Source organism: Bradyrhizobium sp. HKCCYLRH2060 (genome assembly GCF_051168135.1).
In the GTDB taxonomy this organism is placed as follows: Bacteria; Pseudomonadota; Alphaproteobacteria; order Rhizobiales; family Xanthobacteraceae; genus Bradyrhizobium.
This window is the reverse complement of sequence record NZ_JBNPUK010000005.1, coordinates 125400-140702: the sequence shown is the minus strand read 5'-3', so window position 1 is coordinate 140702 and position 15303 is coordinate 125400. Positions and strand designations below refer to the sequence as shown.

The 15303-nt window shown below is 66.8% G+C and carries 14 protein-coding genes; 7 read left to right on the top strand and 7 right to left on the bottom strand.

The features are described 5' to 3' along the window. Nucleotides 1–511 precede the first annotated feature (511 nt). The 5 genes from ACQR10_RS13205 to ACQR10_RS13185 all read right to left on the bottom strand — a co-directional run bounded on the left by ACQR10_RS13205 (nucleotide 512) and on the right by ACQR10_RS13185 (nucleotide 4369). Nucleotides 512–922, bottom strand: a complete 411-nt coding sequence (locus ACQR10_RS13205) for a hypothetical protein (protein WP_315802690.1) — start codon at nucleotides 920–922, stop codon at nucleotides 512–514. 126 nt (nucleotides 923–1048) lie between these two features. Then, nucleotides 1049–1699: an Mpo1-like protein gene (locus tag ACQR10_RS13200; RefSeq protein ID WP_315802691.1), complete on the bottom strand. Its 651-nt coding sequence runs from the start codon at nucleotides 1697–1699 to the stop codon at nucleotides 1049–1051. A gap of 247 nt (nucleotides 1700–1946) precedes the next feature. Continuing rightward, entirely contained in the window at nucleotides 1947–2141 is a 195-nt protein-coding gene (locus ACQR10_RS13195) for a DUF2783 domain-containing protein (RefSeq protein WP_315802692.1), read from the bottom strand. Next, nucleotides 2138–3775 (bottom strand): FAD-dependent oxidoreductase, encoded by a 1638-nt coding sequence (locus ACQR10_RS13190; protein WP_316217206.1) that lies wholly within the window; start codon nucleotides 3773–3775, stop codon nucleotides 2138–2140. Before ACQR10_RS13190 ends, ACQR10_RS13195 begins: the two co-directional genes overlap by 4 nt. 51 nt (nucleotides 3776–3826) lie before the next feature. Further along, nucleotides 3827–4369, bottom strand: a complete 543-nt coding sequence (locus ACQR10_RS13185; protein WP_315802694.1) for a VOC family protein — start codon at nucleotides 4367–4369, stop codon at nucleotides 3827–3829. Nucleotides 4370–4508: 139 nt separating this feature from the next. Here ACQR10_RS13185 and ACQR10_RS13180 point away from each other — a divergent pair, with 139 nt between their 5' ends. Both ACQR10_RS13180 and htpG read left to right on the top strand, forming a co-directional pair. Beyond that, nucleotides 4509–5027, top strand: coding sequence for a MarR family winged helix-turn-helix transcriptional regulator (locus tag ACQR10_RS13180; protein ID WP_316217205.1), 519 nt, complete (start codon nucleotides 4509–4511; stop codon nucleotides 5025–5027). Between the two features lie 68 nt (nucleotides 5028–5095). Further along, the gene (htpG, locus tag ACQR10_RS13175; RefSeq protein WP_316217204.1) at nucleotides 5096–6967 is read left to right on the top strand and encodes a molecular chaperone HtpG; all 1872 of its coding nucleotides are present in this window, start codon (nucleotides 5096–5098) and stop codon (nucleotides 6965–6967) included. A 24-nt stretch (nucleotides 6968–6991) separates the two neighbouring features. Here the strand turns inward: htpG and ACQR10_RS13170 are convergent, their stop codons facing one another. Beyond that, nucleotides 6992–7972, bottom strand: coding sequence for a Bug family tripartite tricarboxylate transporter substrate binding protein (locus tag ACQR10_RS13170; protein ID WP_316217203.1), 981 nt, complete (start codon nucleotides 7970–7972; stop codon nucleotides 6992–6994). A gap of 174 nt (nucleotides 7973–8146) precedes the next feature. On the opposite strand from ACQR10_RS13170, the gene ACQR10_RS13165 reads away from it, so the two are divergent. The 5 genes from ACQR10_RS13165 (at nucleotide 8147) to ACQR10_RS13145 (ending at nucleotide 14817) form a co-directional block, all read left to right on the top strand. Beyond that, the gene (locus ACQR10_RS13165) at nucleotides 8147–9952 is read left to right on the top strand and encodes a long-chain-acyl-CoA synthetase (RefSeq protein WP_316217202.1); all 1806 of its coding nucleotides are present in this window, start codon (nucleotides 8147–8149) and stop codon (nucleotides 9950–9952) included. A gap of 127 nt (nucleotides 9953–10079) precedes the next feature. Next, a complete protein-coding gene (locus ACQR10_RS13160; RefSeq protein WP_315802699.1) occupies nucleotides 10080–10325 on the top strand; it encodes an acyl carrier protein in 246 nt (81 codons plus the stop codon). After that, complete coding sequence (locus tag ACQR10_RS13155; RefSeq protein WP_316217201.1) at nucleotides 10312–11700, top strand: class I adenylate-forming enzyme family protein; 1389 nt, start codon at nucleotides 10312–10314, stop codon at nucleotides 11698–11700. The genes ACQR10_RS13160 and ACQR10_RS13155 overlap by 14 nt, the downstream gene beginning before the upstream one ends. Next, on the top strand, nucleotides 11693–12424 hold the full coding sequence (locus ACQR10_RS13150) for an SDR family NAD(P)-dependent oxidoreductase (RefSeq protein ID WP_316179664.1): 732 nt from the start codon (nucleotides 11693–11695) through the stop codon (nucleotides 12422–12424). The genes ACQR10_RS13155 and ACQR10_RS13150 overlap by 8 nt, the downstream gene beginning before the upstream one ends. A gap of 98 nt (nucleotides 12425–12522) precedes the next feature. Continuing rightward, a complete protein-coding gene (locus tag ACQR10_RS13145; RefSeq protein ID WP_315802702.1) occupies nucleotides 12523–14817 on the top strand; it encodes a heavy metal translocating P-type ATPase in 2295 nt (764 codons plus the stop codon). A gap of 10 nt (nucleotides 14818–14827) precedes the next feature. Here the strand turns inward: ACQR10_RS13145 and ACQR10_RS13140 are convergent, their stop codons facing one another. Beyond that, entirely contained in the window at nucleotides 14828–15235 is a 408-nt protein-coding gene (locus tag ACQR10_RS13140) for a hypothetical protein (RefSeq protein ID WP_315802703.1), read from the bottom strand. Nucleotides 15236–15303: the final 68 nt, after the last annotated feature.

Sequence of the window (15303 nt, the reverse complement as noted above, 5' to 3'; positions counted from 1 at the left end):
CGCGTCGTCACGAACGTGGAGGTGGGCTGCGATGGACGTGACGGCGGCGCCAGACGAGCGCTCGCGGTCACGGACGGCGAAGTCGTGTGGTCCTGGCCTCTCGACGCTGAGGTCAAGTCCGCTTTCGATGCTGTGACGGCTCGGGGCGGGCGATGGGGGCAAGAACGCCGATCCCCAGGGAGAGCACGAAGGACACCGTTAAAACCGATCGCGCGGGGGAGGCCGGTTGTCAGGCCCGACCTGTGGTGACTGCCGCCTGCTTTCTTGTTGCAGGCGGGCCATGGGCCGCGGTCAGCACCCGGCCTTCCCCGCGCCCTCTCGTCGAGAGGGCTGACGGCCGCATCACCCGGGTACCGATCGTGCCGCGGGATCGCGAGCACGCATGCAAGATCACATGTTCAGGATGACATCAGGGGGCGGGCGCGCAGCCTTCGACGACGCGCATTGTCTTCAGCCGGTCATGCCCGACGTCAGCGCCGCCTCGGCGCTGACGCCGGCCATGTCGACGTCTTCAGAGCTGCGTCGCCCGCAGCTCGATCGTGAGCGGCGCGGTCGTCCGCCGGGCGGCCGGGTCGGCCGGCATCTGCAGCACGCGGGCGCGCTGGCCGGTGGCCAGGTCGGTGACCTTGACGATCCGGCCATTGGAGAATTCGAGCGCATCGTGATGTTCGGTCGGCTTGTTGGTGTCGACCTGGCGGAAGCGGGCGAGATGCGCCCCGACCTTGCGGCGGAAGAACAAGCCCTTGATCCGCACGTCGCCCTCGAAGGCGAGTTCGGTGCCTGGACGCAGGCACACCGCGGTCAGCGGATCGTCCTTGGTGCAGAAGCCGCGGGTCTCCGTGCCGGGAAAGCGACAGGAGACCAGCACGTCGGCAGTCTTGGCGTCACGGGAAGCAACAGTATGGAGGCTGTAGTCACACATGGAAAGCTCCTGAAGGCCACCAGCACTAAGCCCGCAACGGCGCAGCAGGAGAGTCGTTCCATGGTGTTGAAGCCCGTCACTCCGACGACGCCCGCCGCGGGACGGTCCCGCGGCGGGAACTCGCGATCAGGTGAGATGCGCGGCTTCTTCGGCCTCGTCCTCGGCGGCGCCCCAATGCGAGGCGTCCTTGATGGTCGGATCGATCAACTCGCCACGCAGCAGCGCCAGCGGCGACTTCCAGTACAGCGCGATGTTGTGGAACGGGTCGGTCAGCACCTTGAAGGCCCAGATCAGGCCGGTCGGGACATCCTGCGTCGCAAACAGCTGGATGACGCGAAACAGACCGCCGCCGATGCCGACCGCGAGCCAGAGCAGGCCGACGTGGCGGACGAAGTCCATCCGGCCGGCCGGCTCGGCGAACAGGCCGAACAGCGTCGGAAACGCGAACAGCGCCACCGGCACCAGGCCCCACACCGTCAGCAGCACGATCTTGCGGGTCTGATTGTAGCCGACCTTGACCGCCTCCTTGTAGTCATTGCTGACGCCGTTGACGTGGTCATAGCCGTTCGGTTCGAAGAAGAAGTGCCCGGTCTGCCGCGTCAGCATCGCGAGCCAGCCGACCAGGCCGGCCATCGCCGGATCCTTGAACAGCAGCGCATAGCACACGAGGAAGATCACGGCGCTGATCAGGTGCAGCGTCTGATTGATCCGGCTCTGATGATAGTAGCGATAGTCGTCGAAGCGCTGCGTCTGCAGCGTCTTGTAGTAGCGCGACATGCGAATCCCCGTGCCAGTGTGGAACGAGGCGAAGACGTAGAGGGCCTCAGTGAAGGTGGCGTGACATTATGATGTTGTCACAATGAAACCGGCCGGGAGCGGATCGGGAGGCGATATGAGCACGAACACGCCAATCCTGTGCCGGCGAGTGAGCCGCCTGCGGGTCTCTTTTCCTGCCAGAGAACGCGCACGCGCGGCTTTGATCGGGATCAAAACCGCGCCGAAAGTCGAACAAGAATTAATGCGGTCAGCCGCCGGGCGACCTCGCCAGCCGGATCGCCTCGCTCAGGATCGCGCGGTCGCCGATATGGTTGGCGAGCAGCAGCACGAGTCTGGCGTTCATGCGCAGGGCCTCGTCCTCGCTGAGGTCGCGCTGGCCACCGATCAGCTCGGCATAGAAGTCGTCGGGATCGCGAATGTTCGGGGTGAGGGTGAGGCTCATGCTGCAAGCTCCTGCTGGGCCGCGGGGCGCCTGCCGCAGGCGCGCCGGACCGCATCCGTGATCGCGTCCCCGTCGAACTGCGGCCAGCGGGCGCTGACATATTGATCGGGGCGGAACAGATAGGTCGTGCCGGGCGAGGCGCCGTATCGTGCCGCGAGCAGGCCCTTGGGATCAGCGAGGTCGCGGCCGACGACGAGCACCCGCGCCGTGATGCCGTCGATGCTGAGCTGCTCGGCGGTGACGGCGTTGTCGAAGGTGACAACCGTGAAGCCCGAGCCGAGGCAGTTCAGGAACCAGCCGGGCTCGCCCGCGATCATCACCGGCGCGTCCGCGGCATTGGTCCCAGGCGTCATCGCGCCGGGGACGCCCCCGCCGTCGGGCGTGTTCAGGGACGATGTGGCATAGGGCGTCGGCGTCGACAGCCGGCCGCTGTTGACCAGCGGCCGCGCAAAAGCGTGATGCTGCGCGAGGTCGAGCACGGCGTCGCGGAAGGTGCGGCTCGCTTTCGTCTTCGGGGTGATGAAATCGGTCGCCCGTGTCGAGTTCAGGATGTTGTCGTCGGCCGCGTAAGCGCGTTCCTCGTGATAGCTGTCGATCAGGCTCTCCGGCGCCTCGCCGCGCAGCACCATTGCCAGCTTCCAGGCGAGGTTGTCGATGTCCTGCACGCCGGTGTTGGCGCCGCGGGCGCCGAACGGCGACACCTGGTGCGCCGCGTCGCCGGCGAACAGCACGCGTCCCCGACGGAAATTGTCGATCCTCCGGCAGGCGAACTGATAGATCGACACCCATTCCAGCTCGAATTCGGCGGTCTCGCCGAGCATCGCCCGGATGCGCGGGATCACGCGCTCGGGCTTCTTCTCCTCGTCCGGATTGGCGTCCCAGCCGAGCTGGAAGTCGATGCGCCAGATGTTGTCCGATTGGCGATGCAGCAGCACCGACTGTCCCGGATGGAACGGCGGGTCGAACCAGAACCAGCGCTCGGTGGGGAAGTCCGCCTTCATCCTGACGTCGGCGATCAGGAAGCGGTCCTGGAAGAACTGGCCGGTGAACTCGGCGCCGACCATCCGGCGGGTGTCGGAATTGGCGCCGTCGCAGGCGATCACCCATTGCGCCTCCATGGTGAAGATGCCGTCGGGCGTCTCCACCGCGAGCTGCGCGCAATCCTCGCTCTGCTTCAGGCTGACGAGGCGATGCTTCCAGCGCAGATCGACCAGCGGGCTCCTGCTGCAGGCGTCGACCAGGATCTCCTCCAGATAGTATTGCTGCAGGTTGATCATCGCCGGCCAGCGATGGTCGGGCTCGGGCAGCAGGTCGAACTGATAGGAGAGCTGGTCGCGGAAGAACACCTTGCCGATGTTCCAGCTCACGCCTTTCTCGACCATCGGCGCGGCGCAGCCGAGCCGGTCCCAGATCTCCAGCGGGCGCTTGGCGTAGCACACCGCGCGGGAGCCGATGCTGACGGTGTCGTTGTCGTCGAGCACGACCACCGGCTGGCCGCGGGCGGCGACATCGAGCGCCGCGGTGAGGCCGATCGGCCCGGCGCCGATCACGACGATCGGATGGCGGCGGGTCTCGCCGCTGCGCTGCTCCGCCGAGCAGACATAGGGAAATCGCGGATAGACATAGTTGCTCATGGCTGCCTCGCCTGGCGCGTTGCGGTCGGGACTGTCGGAACGAGCAATCGCTCAGTCGCTGCCGGCGAATTCCTTCTCGTGCATCCAGGCGGTGTGCCGCGGCGGCTTCCTGGTCGTGGCCCATTCGTCGACCATGGCGTGGGCGACCGACTTCATCCGCGTGATCTGCTCCGGCGTCGCGGTCCAGGCCGCGATCTCCAGCCGGTGGCCGCTCGGATCATGGAAATAGATCGACTTGAAGATGGTGTGGTCGGTGATGCCGACGACGTCGAGACCGGCGGCCTCGGCGCGGGCCTTGGCTTCCTCAAGCTCCTCCATGTCCTTCACCTGGAAGGCGATGTGCTGGGTCCATTCCGGCGTGTTCGGATCGCGCCCCATCGGCGGCGAGTTCGGCAGCTCGAAGAAGGCGAGGATGTTGCCGTTCCCGGCATCGAGGAAGATGTGCATGTAGGGATCTGGCGCCTTGGTCGAGGGCACCTTGTCCTCGGCGATCGCGCCGAGCAGGTCCATGTTGAGGACCTTCTTATAGAACTCGACGGTGGCCTTGGCGTCGACGCAGCGATAGGCGACGTGATGAATCTTCTCGATCTGCACGATGGTCCTCCCATGATCATTGTTGGCAGGATAGTAACGAATGATACGATTGTGTGGCTTTGATCCAGATCAACCCGATTGGGATCGGATTGAGGTCGCCAGGAACGAGCGCCTGGAACGGACGAGGGCAGGGGACGCGATGACGAAGGTGGCCAACGAGACCCGCGGCCGAACGGGTGGAGAGGGGATCGCCGAGCGTGAGCTGAGGTTGCAGCGCTATTTCCCCTACCGGCTGGCCCGGCTCGCCGAGCAGGTGTCGCTGGCGGTGGCGGAGGTCTATGCCGACCGCTTCGCGCTGTCGCGCCAGGAATGGCGGATCCTGGCGGCGCTCGGCGAGCAGCCGCGGCTGCCGACCAAGGAGATCGGCCGGCTGACGACTCTCGACAAGATGAATGTCAGCCGCGCCATGCAGAGCCTGGAGGCCCGCGGCATCGTCAGCCGGAGCCGCGATCCCGCGGACGGCCGCGAGCGGATCGTGGCGTTGACGGCTGCCGGCAGAGGGCTGTACCGCAGGATCGTGCCCCATGCGCTGGCGCGCGAGGCCGATCTGCTGAGCGTGCTTTCGGCCGCCGAGATCGCGACCCTCGACACGGTCATCGACAAGCTGCTCGCGGCCGCCGAACGATCGGTCGACGATCCCCCTGGCCGAAAGGCTTGATCGGTGCCGCCGCCGCGCTATATCGACGGTCTCTCTCCACCCCTGATAGCATGGGCCAACGTACGACGATGACCGACACCGCCACCGTTAGCCATTCCTTCCAGGCCGAAGTCTCCGAGCTGCTCCATCTGATGGTGCATTCGGTCTACTCCGAGACCGACATTTTCCTGCGCGAGCTGATTTCGAACGCCTCGGACGCCTGTGACAAGCTGCGTTACGAGGCGATCGCCAGACCCGATCTGATCGGCGACGGCGAGCCGCCGCAGATCCGCATCATCCCGAACAAGGCCGCTGATACCCTGACCATTGCCGACAGCGGCATCGGCATGGAGCGCCAGGAGCTGATCGACCATCTCGGCACCATCGCCCGCTCCGGCACCAAGGCGTTCGTGCAGAAGCTGGCCGAGGCCAAGGACGGCACCGGCCTGATCGGCCAGTTCGGCGTCGGCTTCTATTCGGCCTTCATGGTCGCCGACCGCATCCAGGTGATCAGCCGCCGCGCCGGCGGCGGCGAGGTCTGGACCTGGACCTCGTCGGGCGGGGCGGGCTTCGAGGTGGCGCCCGCGTCCGAGGAGGATGCCAAGCGGGTTGCGCGCGGCACCGAGATCGTGCTGCACCTCAAGGACGACGCGAAGAAATATCTCGAAACCTATGAGATCGAGCGCATCGTCACCGCCTATTCCGACAACATCCAGTTCCCGATCATGCTGGTGCCGGAGGAGGGCGAGCCGCGCCAGATCAACTCCGCCAGCGCGCTGTGGCAGCGCTCCAAATCCGAGCTGACGCCGGAGGACTACAGCAAGGCCTACAAGTCGATCGCGCATGCGTTCGACGAGCCGGCGATGACGCTGCACTACCGCGCCGAAGGCCGCTATTCCTATGCCGTGCTGCTGTTTGCGCCCTCGACCAAGCCGTTCGACCTGTTCGAGCCGGCGCGCAAGGGCAAGGTCAAGCTCTATGTCCGCCGCGTCTTCATCACCGACGACGCCGACCTGATGCCGGCGTACCTGCGCTTCATCCGCGGCGTGATCGACAGCGAGGACCTGCCGCTCAACCTGTCGCGCGAAATGCTGCAGAACAATCCGCAGCTGGCGCAGATCCGAAAAGCGGTGACGACGCGGGTGATCAGCGAGCTGGAGCAGCTTGCCGACAAGGACGCCGAGAACTTCGACAAGATCTGGGATTCGTTCGGCGCCGTGATCAAGGAGGGCCTGTACGAGGATTTCGAGCGCCGCGACAAGCTGCTGGCGCTGTCGCGCTTCACCACGACATCGGGCGAGCGGCGCTCGCTGAAGCAATATGTCGAGGGCCTCAAGGAGAACCAGACCGAGATCTACTTCCTGGTCGGTGACAGCATCGAGCGGCTGAAGTCCAATCCGCGGCTCGAGGCGGCCAAGGCACGCGGCGTCGAGGTGCTGCTCTTGACCGATCCGGTCGATGCGTTCTGGACCTCGGCGCGGCTCGAATATGACGGCAAGCCGCTGAAGTCGCTGAGCCAGGGCGACATCAACTTCGATCCGATCCCGGTGACGGAGCCGAAGGCCGAGGACGAGGCGCAGCCGGCGGCCGACGAGGCCAACACGATCGCGCTGATCAAGGCGAGCCTCGGCGAGCACGTCACCGACGTGAAGGTCTCGACCCGGCTGACCACCAGCGCGTCCTGCCTGGTGGCCGGTAGCCATGGTCCCGATCGCGAGCTGGAGCGCATCCTGTCGCAGCAGGCGCGCGGGGCGCGCACCAAGCCGATCCTCGAGATCAATCTGCGCCATCCGCTGGTCGTGGCAGTCGCAAAAGCCGCCGCCGACAAGGCCAAGGTCGACGATCTGTCGTTCCTACTGCTCGAGCAGGCGCAGATCCTCGACGGCGAACTGCCGGAGGATCCGGCCGCCTTCGCGGCCCGTCTCAACCGGCTGGTGCTGCAGGGCGTCGCGGGGGCCTGAGGCAGGCAGGCGTGGGCGCGGAGGTCAGTTCTTCGCGCTCACCTGCGGCACCAGCTTGCGCCAGTGCATGATCTCGGCGCGGTAGGTCGCGGTGTAGACGCCGACGTCGCCGGTGAGCGGCGTGGCGCCGACCTCAGCGAACTGCCTGCTGATGTCGGGATCGGCCAGCGCGGCGTTGATCTCGCGGTTGAGCAGCTCGACGATGGCTTTCGGCGTGCCGTGCGGCACGGCGACGCCATAGAAGCCGGAGGTTTCGAACGCCGGCAGGACGTCGGCGACTGGCGGCAGATCGGGGAAGGCGGCGGCGTGCTCGCGCGTCGTGACGGCCAGCGCCCGGACCTTGCCGCTGCGCAGGAGGTCGACCGCGGACGCGGCGTTGTCGAACATGGCGTGGATGTGGCCGGAGGCGAGGTCGGTCAGGGCCGGACCCGAGCCACGATAGTGCACAGTCGACCACGTGAGGCCGCCGAGTGTCCGGAACAGCTCGGCCGACAGCAGCTGGACGGTGCCGGGACCGGCGGAGCCGACGCTGAGCTTGCCCGGGTTGGCCTTGGCATAGGCCAGGAATTCGGGCAGCGTCTTGACAGGCAGCTGCCGGCTGACCAGCAGCAGCAGCGGCATGCGCGCCATGCCGGCGACGGGGATGAGATCGGCGTCGGGCGAGCGGTCGGTCGAGGCGGTGATGACGTTGGCGGTCGAGGTCGCAAGAATCGTATAGCCGTCCGGCGCGGTGCTCGCGACGCTCTTGGTGGCGGTCGCGCCGCCCGCACCCGGCCGGTGATCGAGCACGAAGGGCTGGCCCAGGCGGCGGGTCAGCCGATCGCAGATCAGCAGCGACAGCCGGCCGGTGGCTCCGCCCGGGGCAAACGGAATGACCCAGGTGACGGGCTGAGCCGGATAGGGCGCATCAACTCCGGCGAACGCCGTGGTCGAAGTCATGGCTGCAACACTGCTCCAGACGGCGCAGTGCAGCAATGCGCGTCGTGTCATCGTGTCCTTGGGCATGCCGGCCTTCGTTGGCATGTTCTGGGAGCGGTATGCTAACCGGCATTTCCGAGAACTTCGTAAAGGATCGCATTCGCATCAACAGCCACGCACTCTCGGCCGGTTAACCCTCCCGATTAACGGCTGGTGAGGCCACACCGCCTATAAGCACGCCGAATTGGGGTGAGGGCGTTCATGAACTCCGGGCAGTCGGATCGATCTGTGGAACTCAGCACGGCCTCTCGGAAGCCGTCGGCGGCGAAGATCTGGCTGAAGGCGATCGATCTGACCTCGCGCATCGAGGCAGAGCCGGCGCGGCTGTTCGCCGACGTGGTGGACGACTGGGCTGCGAAGCAGCCCGAACGGCCGGCGCTGGTCTCCGATCGCGAGACGCTGAGCTATTCCGCCCTGTCTGCGCGCATCAACCGATACGCCCGCTGGGCGCTGGCCAACGGCATCGGGCCGGGCCACACGGTCGCCTTGATGATGCCGAGCCGGCCCGACTACTTGGCCGCCTGGCTCGGGATCAGCCGCGTCGGCGGTGTTGTTGCGCTCATCAACGCCAATCTCATCGGACCGTCGCTCGCGCATTGCATCAATGTGGCCCGGCCAATCCATGTGATCGTCTCCAAGGACTTCCACGAAGCCTATACGGAGGTTGCGCCGTTGATCGCGGGCGGGCCGCGTGTCTGGTTTGCCGACGGCGGCGATCTCGACCTCGCGCTCGCCGCGATGGATACGCACGCGCTCGACCCAACCGAGCGCCGCGCCGTGACGATCAACGACCGCGCGCTGCTGATCTACACCTCCGGCACGACGGGCCTGCCCAAGGCCGCCAGCATCAGCCATCGCCGCATCATGAACTGGGGCGGATGGTTTGCCGGCCTCACCGGCGCAGGTCCCGACGATCGCCTCTATGACTGTCTGCCGGTCTATCATTCCGTCGGCGGCATCGTCGCGCCCTGCAGCATGCTGCGCGCCGGGGGAGCCGCGGTGCTCGCCGAGAAATTCTCGGCGCGCAATTTCTGGCGCGACATCGTCCGTCACGATTGCACGCTGCTGCAATATATCGGCGAGCTCTGCCGCTATCTGCTGGCCGCCGCGCCGTCCGATTTCGACCGCGCGCATCGGCTGCGGCTCGCCTGCGGCAACGGCATGCGCGGTGACGTCTGGGAGGCATTCCAGGCGCGTTTCCGCATTCCTCAAGTGCTGGAATTCTATGCCGCGACCGAAGGCAACTTCTCGCTCTACAATGTCGAGAGCAGGGTGGGATCGATCGGGCGCGTGCCGTCGCTGCTCGCGCATCGCTTTCCCGCCGAAATCATCAAGCTGGATGCCGACCAGCGCGCACCCCTGCGCGGAGCCGACGGACGGTGCCTCGTCTGCACGCGCGGCGAGATCGGCGAGGCCATCGGCCGCATCGGTACGGCGGACAAGGGAGGCGGTCGCTTCGAAGGCTATACCGATACGGGCGAGACGGAGAAGAAGATACTGCGCGACGTCTTCGAGAAGGGCGATGCCTGGTTCCGCACCGGTGACCTGATGCGCCAGGACGATCAGGGCTTCTTCTATTTCGTCGATCGTCTCGGCGACACCTTCCGCTGGAAGGGCGAGAACGTCGCGACCAGCGAGGTGAACGAGGCGATCCTGCAATGTCCCGGCGTGTTGGAAGCATCGACCTATGGTGTTGTCGTGCCGGGGACCGATGGGCGCGCCGGGATGGCCGCGCTCGTCGTCGGCGACAGCTTCGATCTCGATCGTCTCTCCGTCGAACTTGCCCGAAGGTTGCCGTCCTACGCGCGGCCGGTGGCGCTCCGCATCACGTCGTCGCTGCAGTCGACTGAAACATTCAAGCAGAAGAAGCAGGAGCTGATGCGCGACGGCTTCGATCCGTCGGTCGTGCACGAGCCGCTCTACGTGCGAGACGCCGGGACAGGTGCATATTACCCGCTCGATCGCGATCTGCATGCGCGGATCCTCGCCGGCGAGGTTCGTTTGTAGGTGATTTTAATCATAGGCCATGATGGGCATTTACCAACGGTCCCGAAACATCGCGGGCCAGTCCGGGTTCCTTCACCTTCTGGCCCTATGGTCGGTTTCATCGTTTGAACAGTGCGCGGATTGGCCCATGTCGGTACGGTTAAGAATCATTGCAGCGATCAAGCAGATTGCGGAAGAACAGAAGGTCAAGCTGCCGCCGCTGACCGACGAGCTGACGTTGCATGAGACCGGCTTCGACTCGCTCGCTTTCGCCATCCTGGTCGCCCGTCTCGAGGACGATCTCGGCGTCGATCCGTTCACCCTGTCCGAGGATGTGACGTTCCCCAACACGATAGGCGACTTCATCGGGGCCTATGAGAATGTCCCCGCGTGAGATCTTCGCCCTTCGCGACCATCTCGGGACCGCGCTGACCGAACGGACGATCTCCGATCCGCGTCACGTCATATCGCTCGCCGAGCTCTCGCGCGGAAGCAGCCTCGGCGGCCGCACCGAAGAGCTCAACGGACGTTCGGTGCTGCTGGCGACCTCCGGCCAGCTCCTCGCCGGCCTTGCGCTGATCGAGATCGATGGCGTCGCACGACGTCTCCTGTTGTGTCCGCCGGATCTCAAGGGCGAGCACCTCGCCAGCATCATTGCCGATGCTGACATCGACGCCATCGTGACTGATGAGGTCCAGCGTTTCGACGCCTGCGGCGTCGATCTCGTGATCGAGGTCGCCCTGCCGCAGCCTTCTGCCGCGGTCGTGCAGACGGTGCGCGCCACCGAATGGCTGATGCTGACATCGGGTACATCGGGCGTGCCAAAGATTGTCGGGCATACGCTGGACGGTCTGTGCGGCGCGATCATCGGCGACCGTCCGGTACCTGGCGAAGCCATGCCGGTGTGGGCGACGTTCTACGACATCCGCCGCTATGGCGGCCTGCAGATCTTCCTGCGCGCCATCGTCGGCGGCGGCTCCATGGTATTGTCGGATCCGGGCGAGGGGCTATCGGACCACGTCGCGCGTCTCAACGCACGCGGCGTTACGCACATGTCCGGAACGCCGTCGCATTGGCGCAAGCTGCTGATGAGTGGGGCAGTGGAAGGCTTCGCGCCGCGCTATGTGCGTCTCTCCGGCGAGATCGCCGACCAGGCCGTGCTCGATGGATTGAAGCTGGCATTCCCCCACGCTTCGATCGGTCATGCCTACGCCTCGACCGAGGCCGGCGTCGGCTTCGCCGTGAATGATGGGCTGGAGGGGTTTCCGGCGACGCTGCTTGGCGAAGGCCGCGGCGCCGTCGACATGAAGGTCGTTGACGGCTCGCTGCGCATTCGCTCCAAGCGCGCCGCGCACGCCTATGTCGGACGCGCTGCGGCCGCCCTGACCGATACGGATGGTTATGTCGATACCGGTGACATGGTCGAGCTGCGCGGCGATCGCTACTACTTCGTCGGGCGCCGCAACGGCATCATCAATGTCGGCGGGCTCAAGGTCCATCCGGAAGAAATCGAGGCCGTGATCAATGGCCATCCCGAGGTGCGGATGTCGCGCGCCAAGTCGCGGCGCAGCCCGATCACCGGCGGCATCGTCGTCGCCGAGGTCGTGCTGACGGCGGATGCCGATCCGGCGCGGACCGAGGCGGTCCGCAATGAGATCCTCGCCGCGTGCCGCGCGCGCCTCGCGCCCCACAAGGTGCCGGCGATGATCCGTGTCGTGCCGGCGCTCGACGTCACACCGGCCGGCAAGCTGGCGCGCGCCGATGCGTAACGTTCTCGTCACCGGCGGCAGCCGCGGCATCGGGCTCGCCATCGCGCGCAGGCTCGCTGGCGCTGGCTATGACGTCGTCACGGTGGCCCGCCGGGAAAGCGAGGAACTGCGCGCTGCGATCGCCGAGTTCAGCGCCAGCAGCGCCGGGATTCATTTCCGCGCCTGTGATCTCAGCGTCGTCGACGAACTTCCGGCCTTCGTGAAGTCGGTCCGCGACGAGTACGGTCCGCTCTACGGTCTCGTCAACAATGCCGGTCTCGGCACCGAAGGGCTGCTGGCGACCATGCACAATTCGGAGATCGAGGCCCTGGTGCGGCTGAACGTTCTGGCACCGATGATCCTGACGAAATATGTCGTTCGCCACATGATGGCCGCGGGCGAGGGGCGGGTGATCAACATCTCCTCGATCATCGCCTCCACCGGCTACAACGGCCTGTCCGTCTACGGCGCGACCAAGGCGGCGGCCAACGGCTTCACGCGCTCGCTGGCGCGCGAGGTCGGCAAGGTCGGCATCACCGTCAACGCGATCGCACCGGGCTTCATCGCCACCGAGCTGACGCAGAGCATGGACGAGGAGCAGCAGCGGCGCATCGCCGGCCGCAGCGCGTTGCGGCGGCTGCCGGAAACGGATGACGTGGCGGCGATGGTTGAATTCCTGCTCGGCGATGGCGGGCGCAATGTCACCGGCACCGTGCTGACGGTCGATGCAGGCAATACCGCCTGAGCCATTTGCGGCGATCGGTCGCTCTCGCCGTTGATTTCGCTCAAGCGTCCGACGGGCGGCAGCAGCGATAGTGCCGGCGCAATCCGGAACCGGTATCCATGTTCGAGCGCATTCTGCGGTGGACCCTCGTCGCGATCGCAATCGCGGGCCTCGCCGCGGGCGGCCTCGCGCATGTGCTCGGTCGCCCCGATCTTGCCGGGATCGCTTTTACGGCCTCGACCGTTCCGGTCATCCTGGGGCTGATCGTCTCGATCGTCCGCGATGTCCTGGCCGGCCGCATCGGCGTCGACGCGATCGCGCTGGTGTCGATGAGCGCGGCGATCATCCTCGGCGAGCCGCTGGCCGGCGCTGTCGTGGCGCTGATGTATTCCGGCGGCAATGTGCTGGAGGACATTGCCGTCGCCCGCGCCGAGCACGATCTGCGCGCGCTGGTCGATCGCGCGCCGCGCGAGGCACATCGCCGCCGTGGCGACCAGATCGACAACGTTCCGATCGCCAGCGTCGCGGTCGGTGATCGCCTGATGGTCCGCGCCGGCGAGATCGTCCCGGTCGATGGCATGGTCGAAGCGACCATCGCGGTCGTCGACGAGTCGGCGCTCACGGGGGAGCCGATCCCGGTGACGAAGACGCGCGGGATGGCGATCCTGTCGGGATCGGTGAATGCCGGCGACACGTTCGAAATGGCGGTCACCGCCACTGCGGGCGAAAGCACCTATGCCGGCATCGTCAAGCTGGTGACGACGGCCCAGACCGCGAAGGCGCCGTTCGTGCGGCTTGCCGACCGCTATGCGCTGATCTTCCTGCCCGTCAGCCTCGCCATCGCGGGGGCCGCCTATCTGGCTTCGGGCGATCTGATCCGGAGTCTTGCCGTGCTGGTGGCGGCAACGCCGTGCCCGCTGATTCTCGCTGCACCCGTCGCTTTCATTGCCGGCGTGGCGCAGGCGGCCCGAAGCGGCATTCTGGTCAAAGGCGGCGGCAAGCTCGAGGCGCTCGCGCGCGCCCATACCGTACTGTTCGACAAGACGGGCACGCTGACCGTCGGCGGCGCGCGGCTGCTGTCGGTCGACGCCGCACCGGGCGAGGACGCCGATGCGGTGCTGCTGCTCTGCGCATCGCTCGAGCAGGCCTCGCACCACGTGGTGGCGCACGCGATCGTTCAGGCCGGCCAGGCGCGCGGGCTGAAGCTGAAGGTGCCCGAACAGGTCAGGGAAACCATGGGCTCGGGCCTCGAAGGTCTGATCGATGGCCGCCCTGTGATGGCCGGCTCGCGCGACCTCGTGCTCGGCAGCCGGACGCCGCCGCCCTGGGCGGCGCGCGCGATCCGCCGGGCGTCGTGGCGGTCGGCGCTGATCGTCTTCGTTGCGATCGAGGGGCGCCCGATCGGGGCGCTGCTGCTGGCGGACGAACTGCGCGCGGATACGCCGCGCGCGATCCGCTGGCTCCGCGAGGCCGGCATCGCGCGCATGGTCATGGTGACCGGGGACCGCGCCGCGGCCGCCCAGGCGATCGGCGCGGCGCTCGACCTCGACGCCGTGCTGGCGGACCGTGTCCCCTCCGACAAGGTGGAGGCGGTCAAGAGCGAGCAGCGGCTGCATCCCACCATCATGGTGGGCGACGGCATCAACGATGCTCCGGCGCTGGCCTCCGCCGACGTCGGCATCGCGCTCGGCGCCCGTGGTGCCAGCGCCTCGTCGGAAGCCGCCGACGTGGTCATTCTCGCCGATCGGCTCGATCGCGTCGGCGAGGCGATCGTGATCGCGCAGCGCGCCCGACGCATCGCCCTGGAGAGCATCTTCGTCGGCATGGGCCTGTCGTTCGTGGCGATGGGGGCCGCGGCCTTCGGCCTGCTGCAGCCGGTGCCTGCGGCCCTGGTCCAGGAAGCCATCGACGTCGCCGTCATCCTCAACGCGCTCCGCGCTCTGTTCCCGGCCGGCCGCAGCAAAGCCGGCCGGATCACGGCCGAAGACGGCCGAGGGCTCAGGCATGATCACCAGGCGCTGCTGCGCGGCCTCGACCGCCTGCGCGCGATCGTCGATGCGCTCGACGAAGCCCCGCCCGACGGCGCCGTGGCGCTGATCATGGAGGCGAACGGCGTGGTGCAGGACAAGGTCGTGGCGCATGAGCGCGACGACGAGGGATCGGTCTATCCGAAGCTTGCGCGGCTCCTGCAGGAGAGCCACGGCCTGTCGGCAATGAGCCGCGCGCATCGCGAGATACTGCATCTGGCGCGCCTGCTCGGCCGGCTGGTCGAGGATCTGCCGTCCGAGCATGTGGACCGCTATCTGATCCGCGATGCGCAACGGGTGATCGAGGCGATCGAGACGCTGGTCCGCATGCACACGGCGCAGGAGGACGACATCTACGAGGCCGTGGTGGCGCGCTCGGCCGCCTGAGCCGTTCGCGTCAGCCTGGATGCCGCGGCAGGTCGATCCGTTCGTTGGCAAATTCCGCAGGACCTTCGATCAGGCGGCGGATCCGCCGCTCGCGCTCCTCGGCGGACAGGCTCGGATCGAGCATCCGATCGATCAGCCGGATCGCATTCTGCTCGATGGCGACGGGATCCCGCGACGTGGGCTGCCCGGCTGCGGCCGGCCGCGATGCATGCAGGCCGATCGTGAGCAACTGGCCGATGGCGTCGGAGCGTGTCATCTGGTGAGCCTCCGCCCAGGCGTCGATCTCGGCGGTGAGCTCCTGGGACAGCTTCACCGCACTCACCGCGTCATGTCCCAGCCGGACGGCCGGGCTGTGATCCCTGCGGACGTCGGAGAATGGCGTCATTTGTTTGCCGGACGTCATCTGCCTGTTGATCATATCAGCCTAAAGTATACGGGAGGGACGGGGATTTGATTTCGATCAAGGACGGCTTAAGAAAGCGGCCT

What these genes read in the sequence shown, in the direction of transcription:
- ACQR10_RS13150 (WP_316179664.1), top strand. Translation starts at nt 11,693, where the DNA reads ATGCGTAACGTTCTCGTCACCGGCGGCAGCCGCGGCATCGGGCTCGCC.
- ACQR10_RS13140 (WP_315802703.1), bottom strand. Translation starts at nt 15,235, where the DNA reads ATGATCAACAGGCAGATGACGTCCGGCAAACAAATGACGCCATTCTCC.
- ACQR10_RS13160 (WP_315802699.1), top strand. Translation starts at nt 10,080, where the DNA reads ATGTCGGTACGGTTAAGAATCATTGCAGCGATCAAGCAGATTGCGGAA.
- htpG (WP_316217204.1), top strand. Translation starts at nt 5,096, where the DNA reads ATGACCGACACCGCCACCGTTAGCCATTCCTTCCAGGCCGAAGTCTCC.
- ACQR10_RS13205 (WP_315802690.1), bottom strand. Translation starts at nt 922, where the DNA reads ATGTGTGACTACAGCCTCCATACTGTTGCTTCCCGTGACGCCAAGACT.
- ACQR10_RS13190 (WP_316217206.1), bottom strand. Translation starts at nt 3,775, where the DNA reads ATGAGCAACTATGTCTATCCGCGATTTCCCTATGTCTGCTCGGCGGAG.
- ACQR10_RS13200 (WP_315802691.1), bottom strand. Translation starts at nt 1,699, where the DNA reads ATGTCGCGCTACTACAAGACGCTGCAGACGCAGCGCTTCGACGACTAT.
- ACQR10_RS13195 (WP_315802692.1), bottom strand. Translation starts at nt 2,141, where the DNA reads ATGAGCCTCACCCTCACCCCGAACATTCGCGATCCCGACGACTTCTAT.
- ACQR10_RS13170 (WP_316217203.1), bottom strand. Translation starts at nt 7,972, where the DNA reads ATGCCCAAGGACACGATGACACGACGCGCATTGCTGCACTGCGCCGTC.
- ACQR10_RS13180 (WP_316217205.1), top strand. Translation starts at nt 4,509, where the DNA reads ATGACGAAGGTGGCCAACGAGACCCGCGGCCGAACGGGTGGAGAGGGG.
- ACQR10_RS13145 (WP_315802702.1), top strand. Translation starts at nt 12,523, where the DNA reads ATGTTCGAGCGCATTCTGCGGTGGACCCTCGTCGCGATCGCAATCGCG.
- ACQR10_RS13155 (WP_316217201.1), top strand. Translation starts at nt 10,312, where the DNA reads ATGTCCCCGCGTGAGATCTTCGCCCTTCGCGACCATCTCGGGACCGCG.
- ACQR10_RS13165 (WP_316217202.1), top strand. Translation starts at nt 8,147, where the DNA reads ATGAACTCCGGGCAGTCGGATCGATCTGTGGAACTCAGCACGGCCTCT.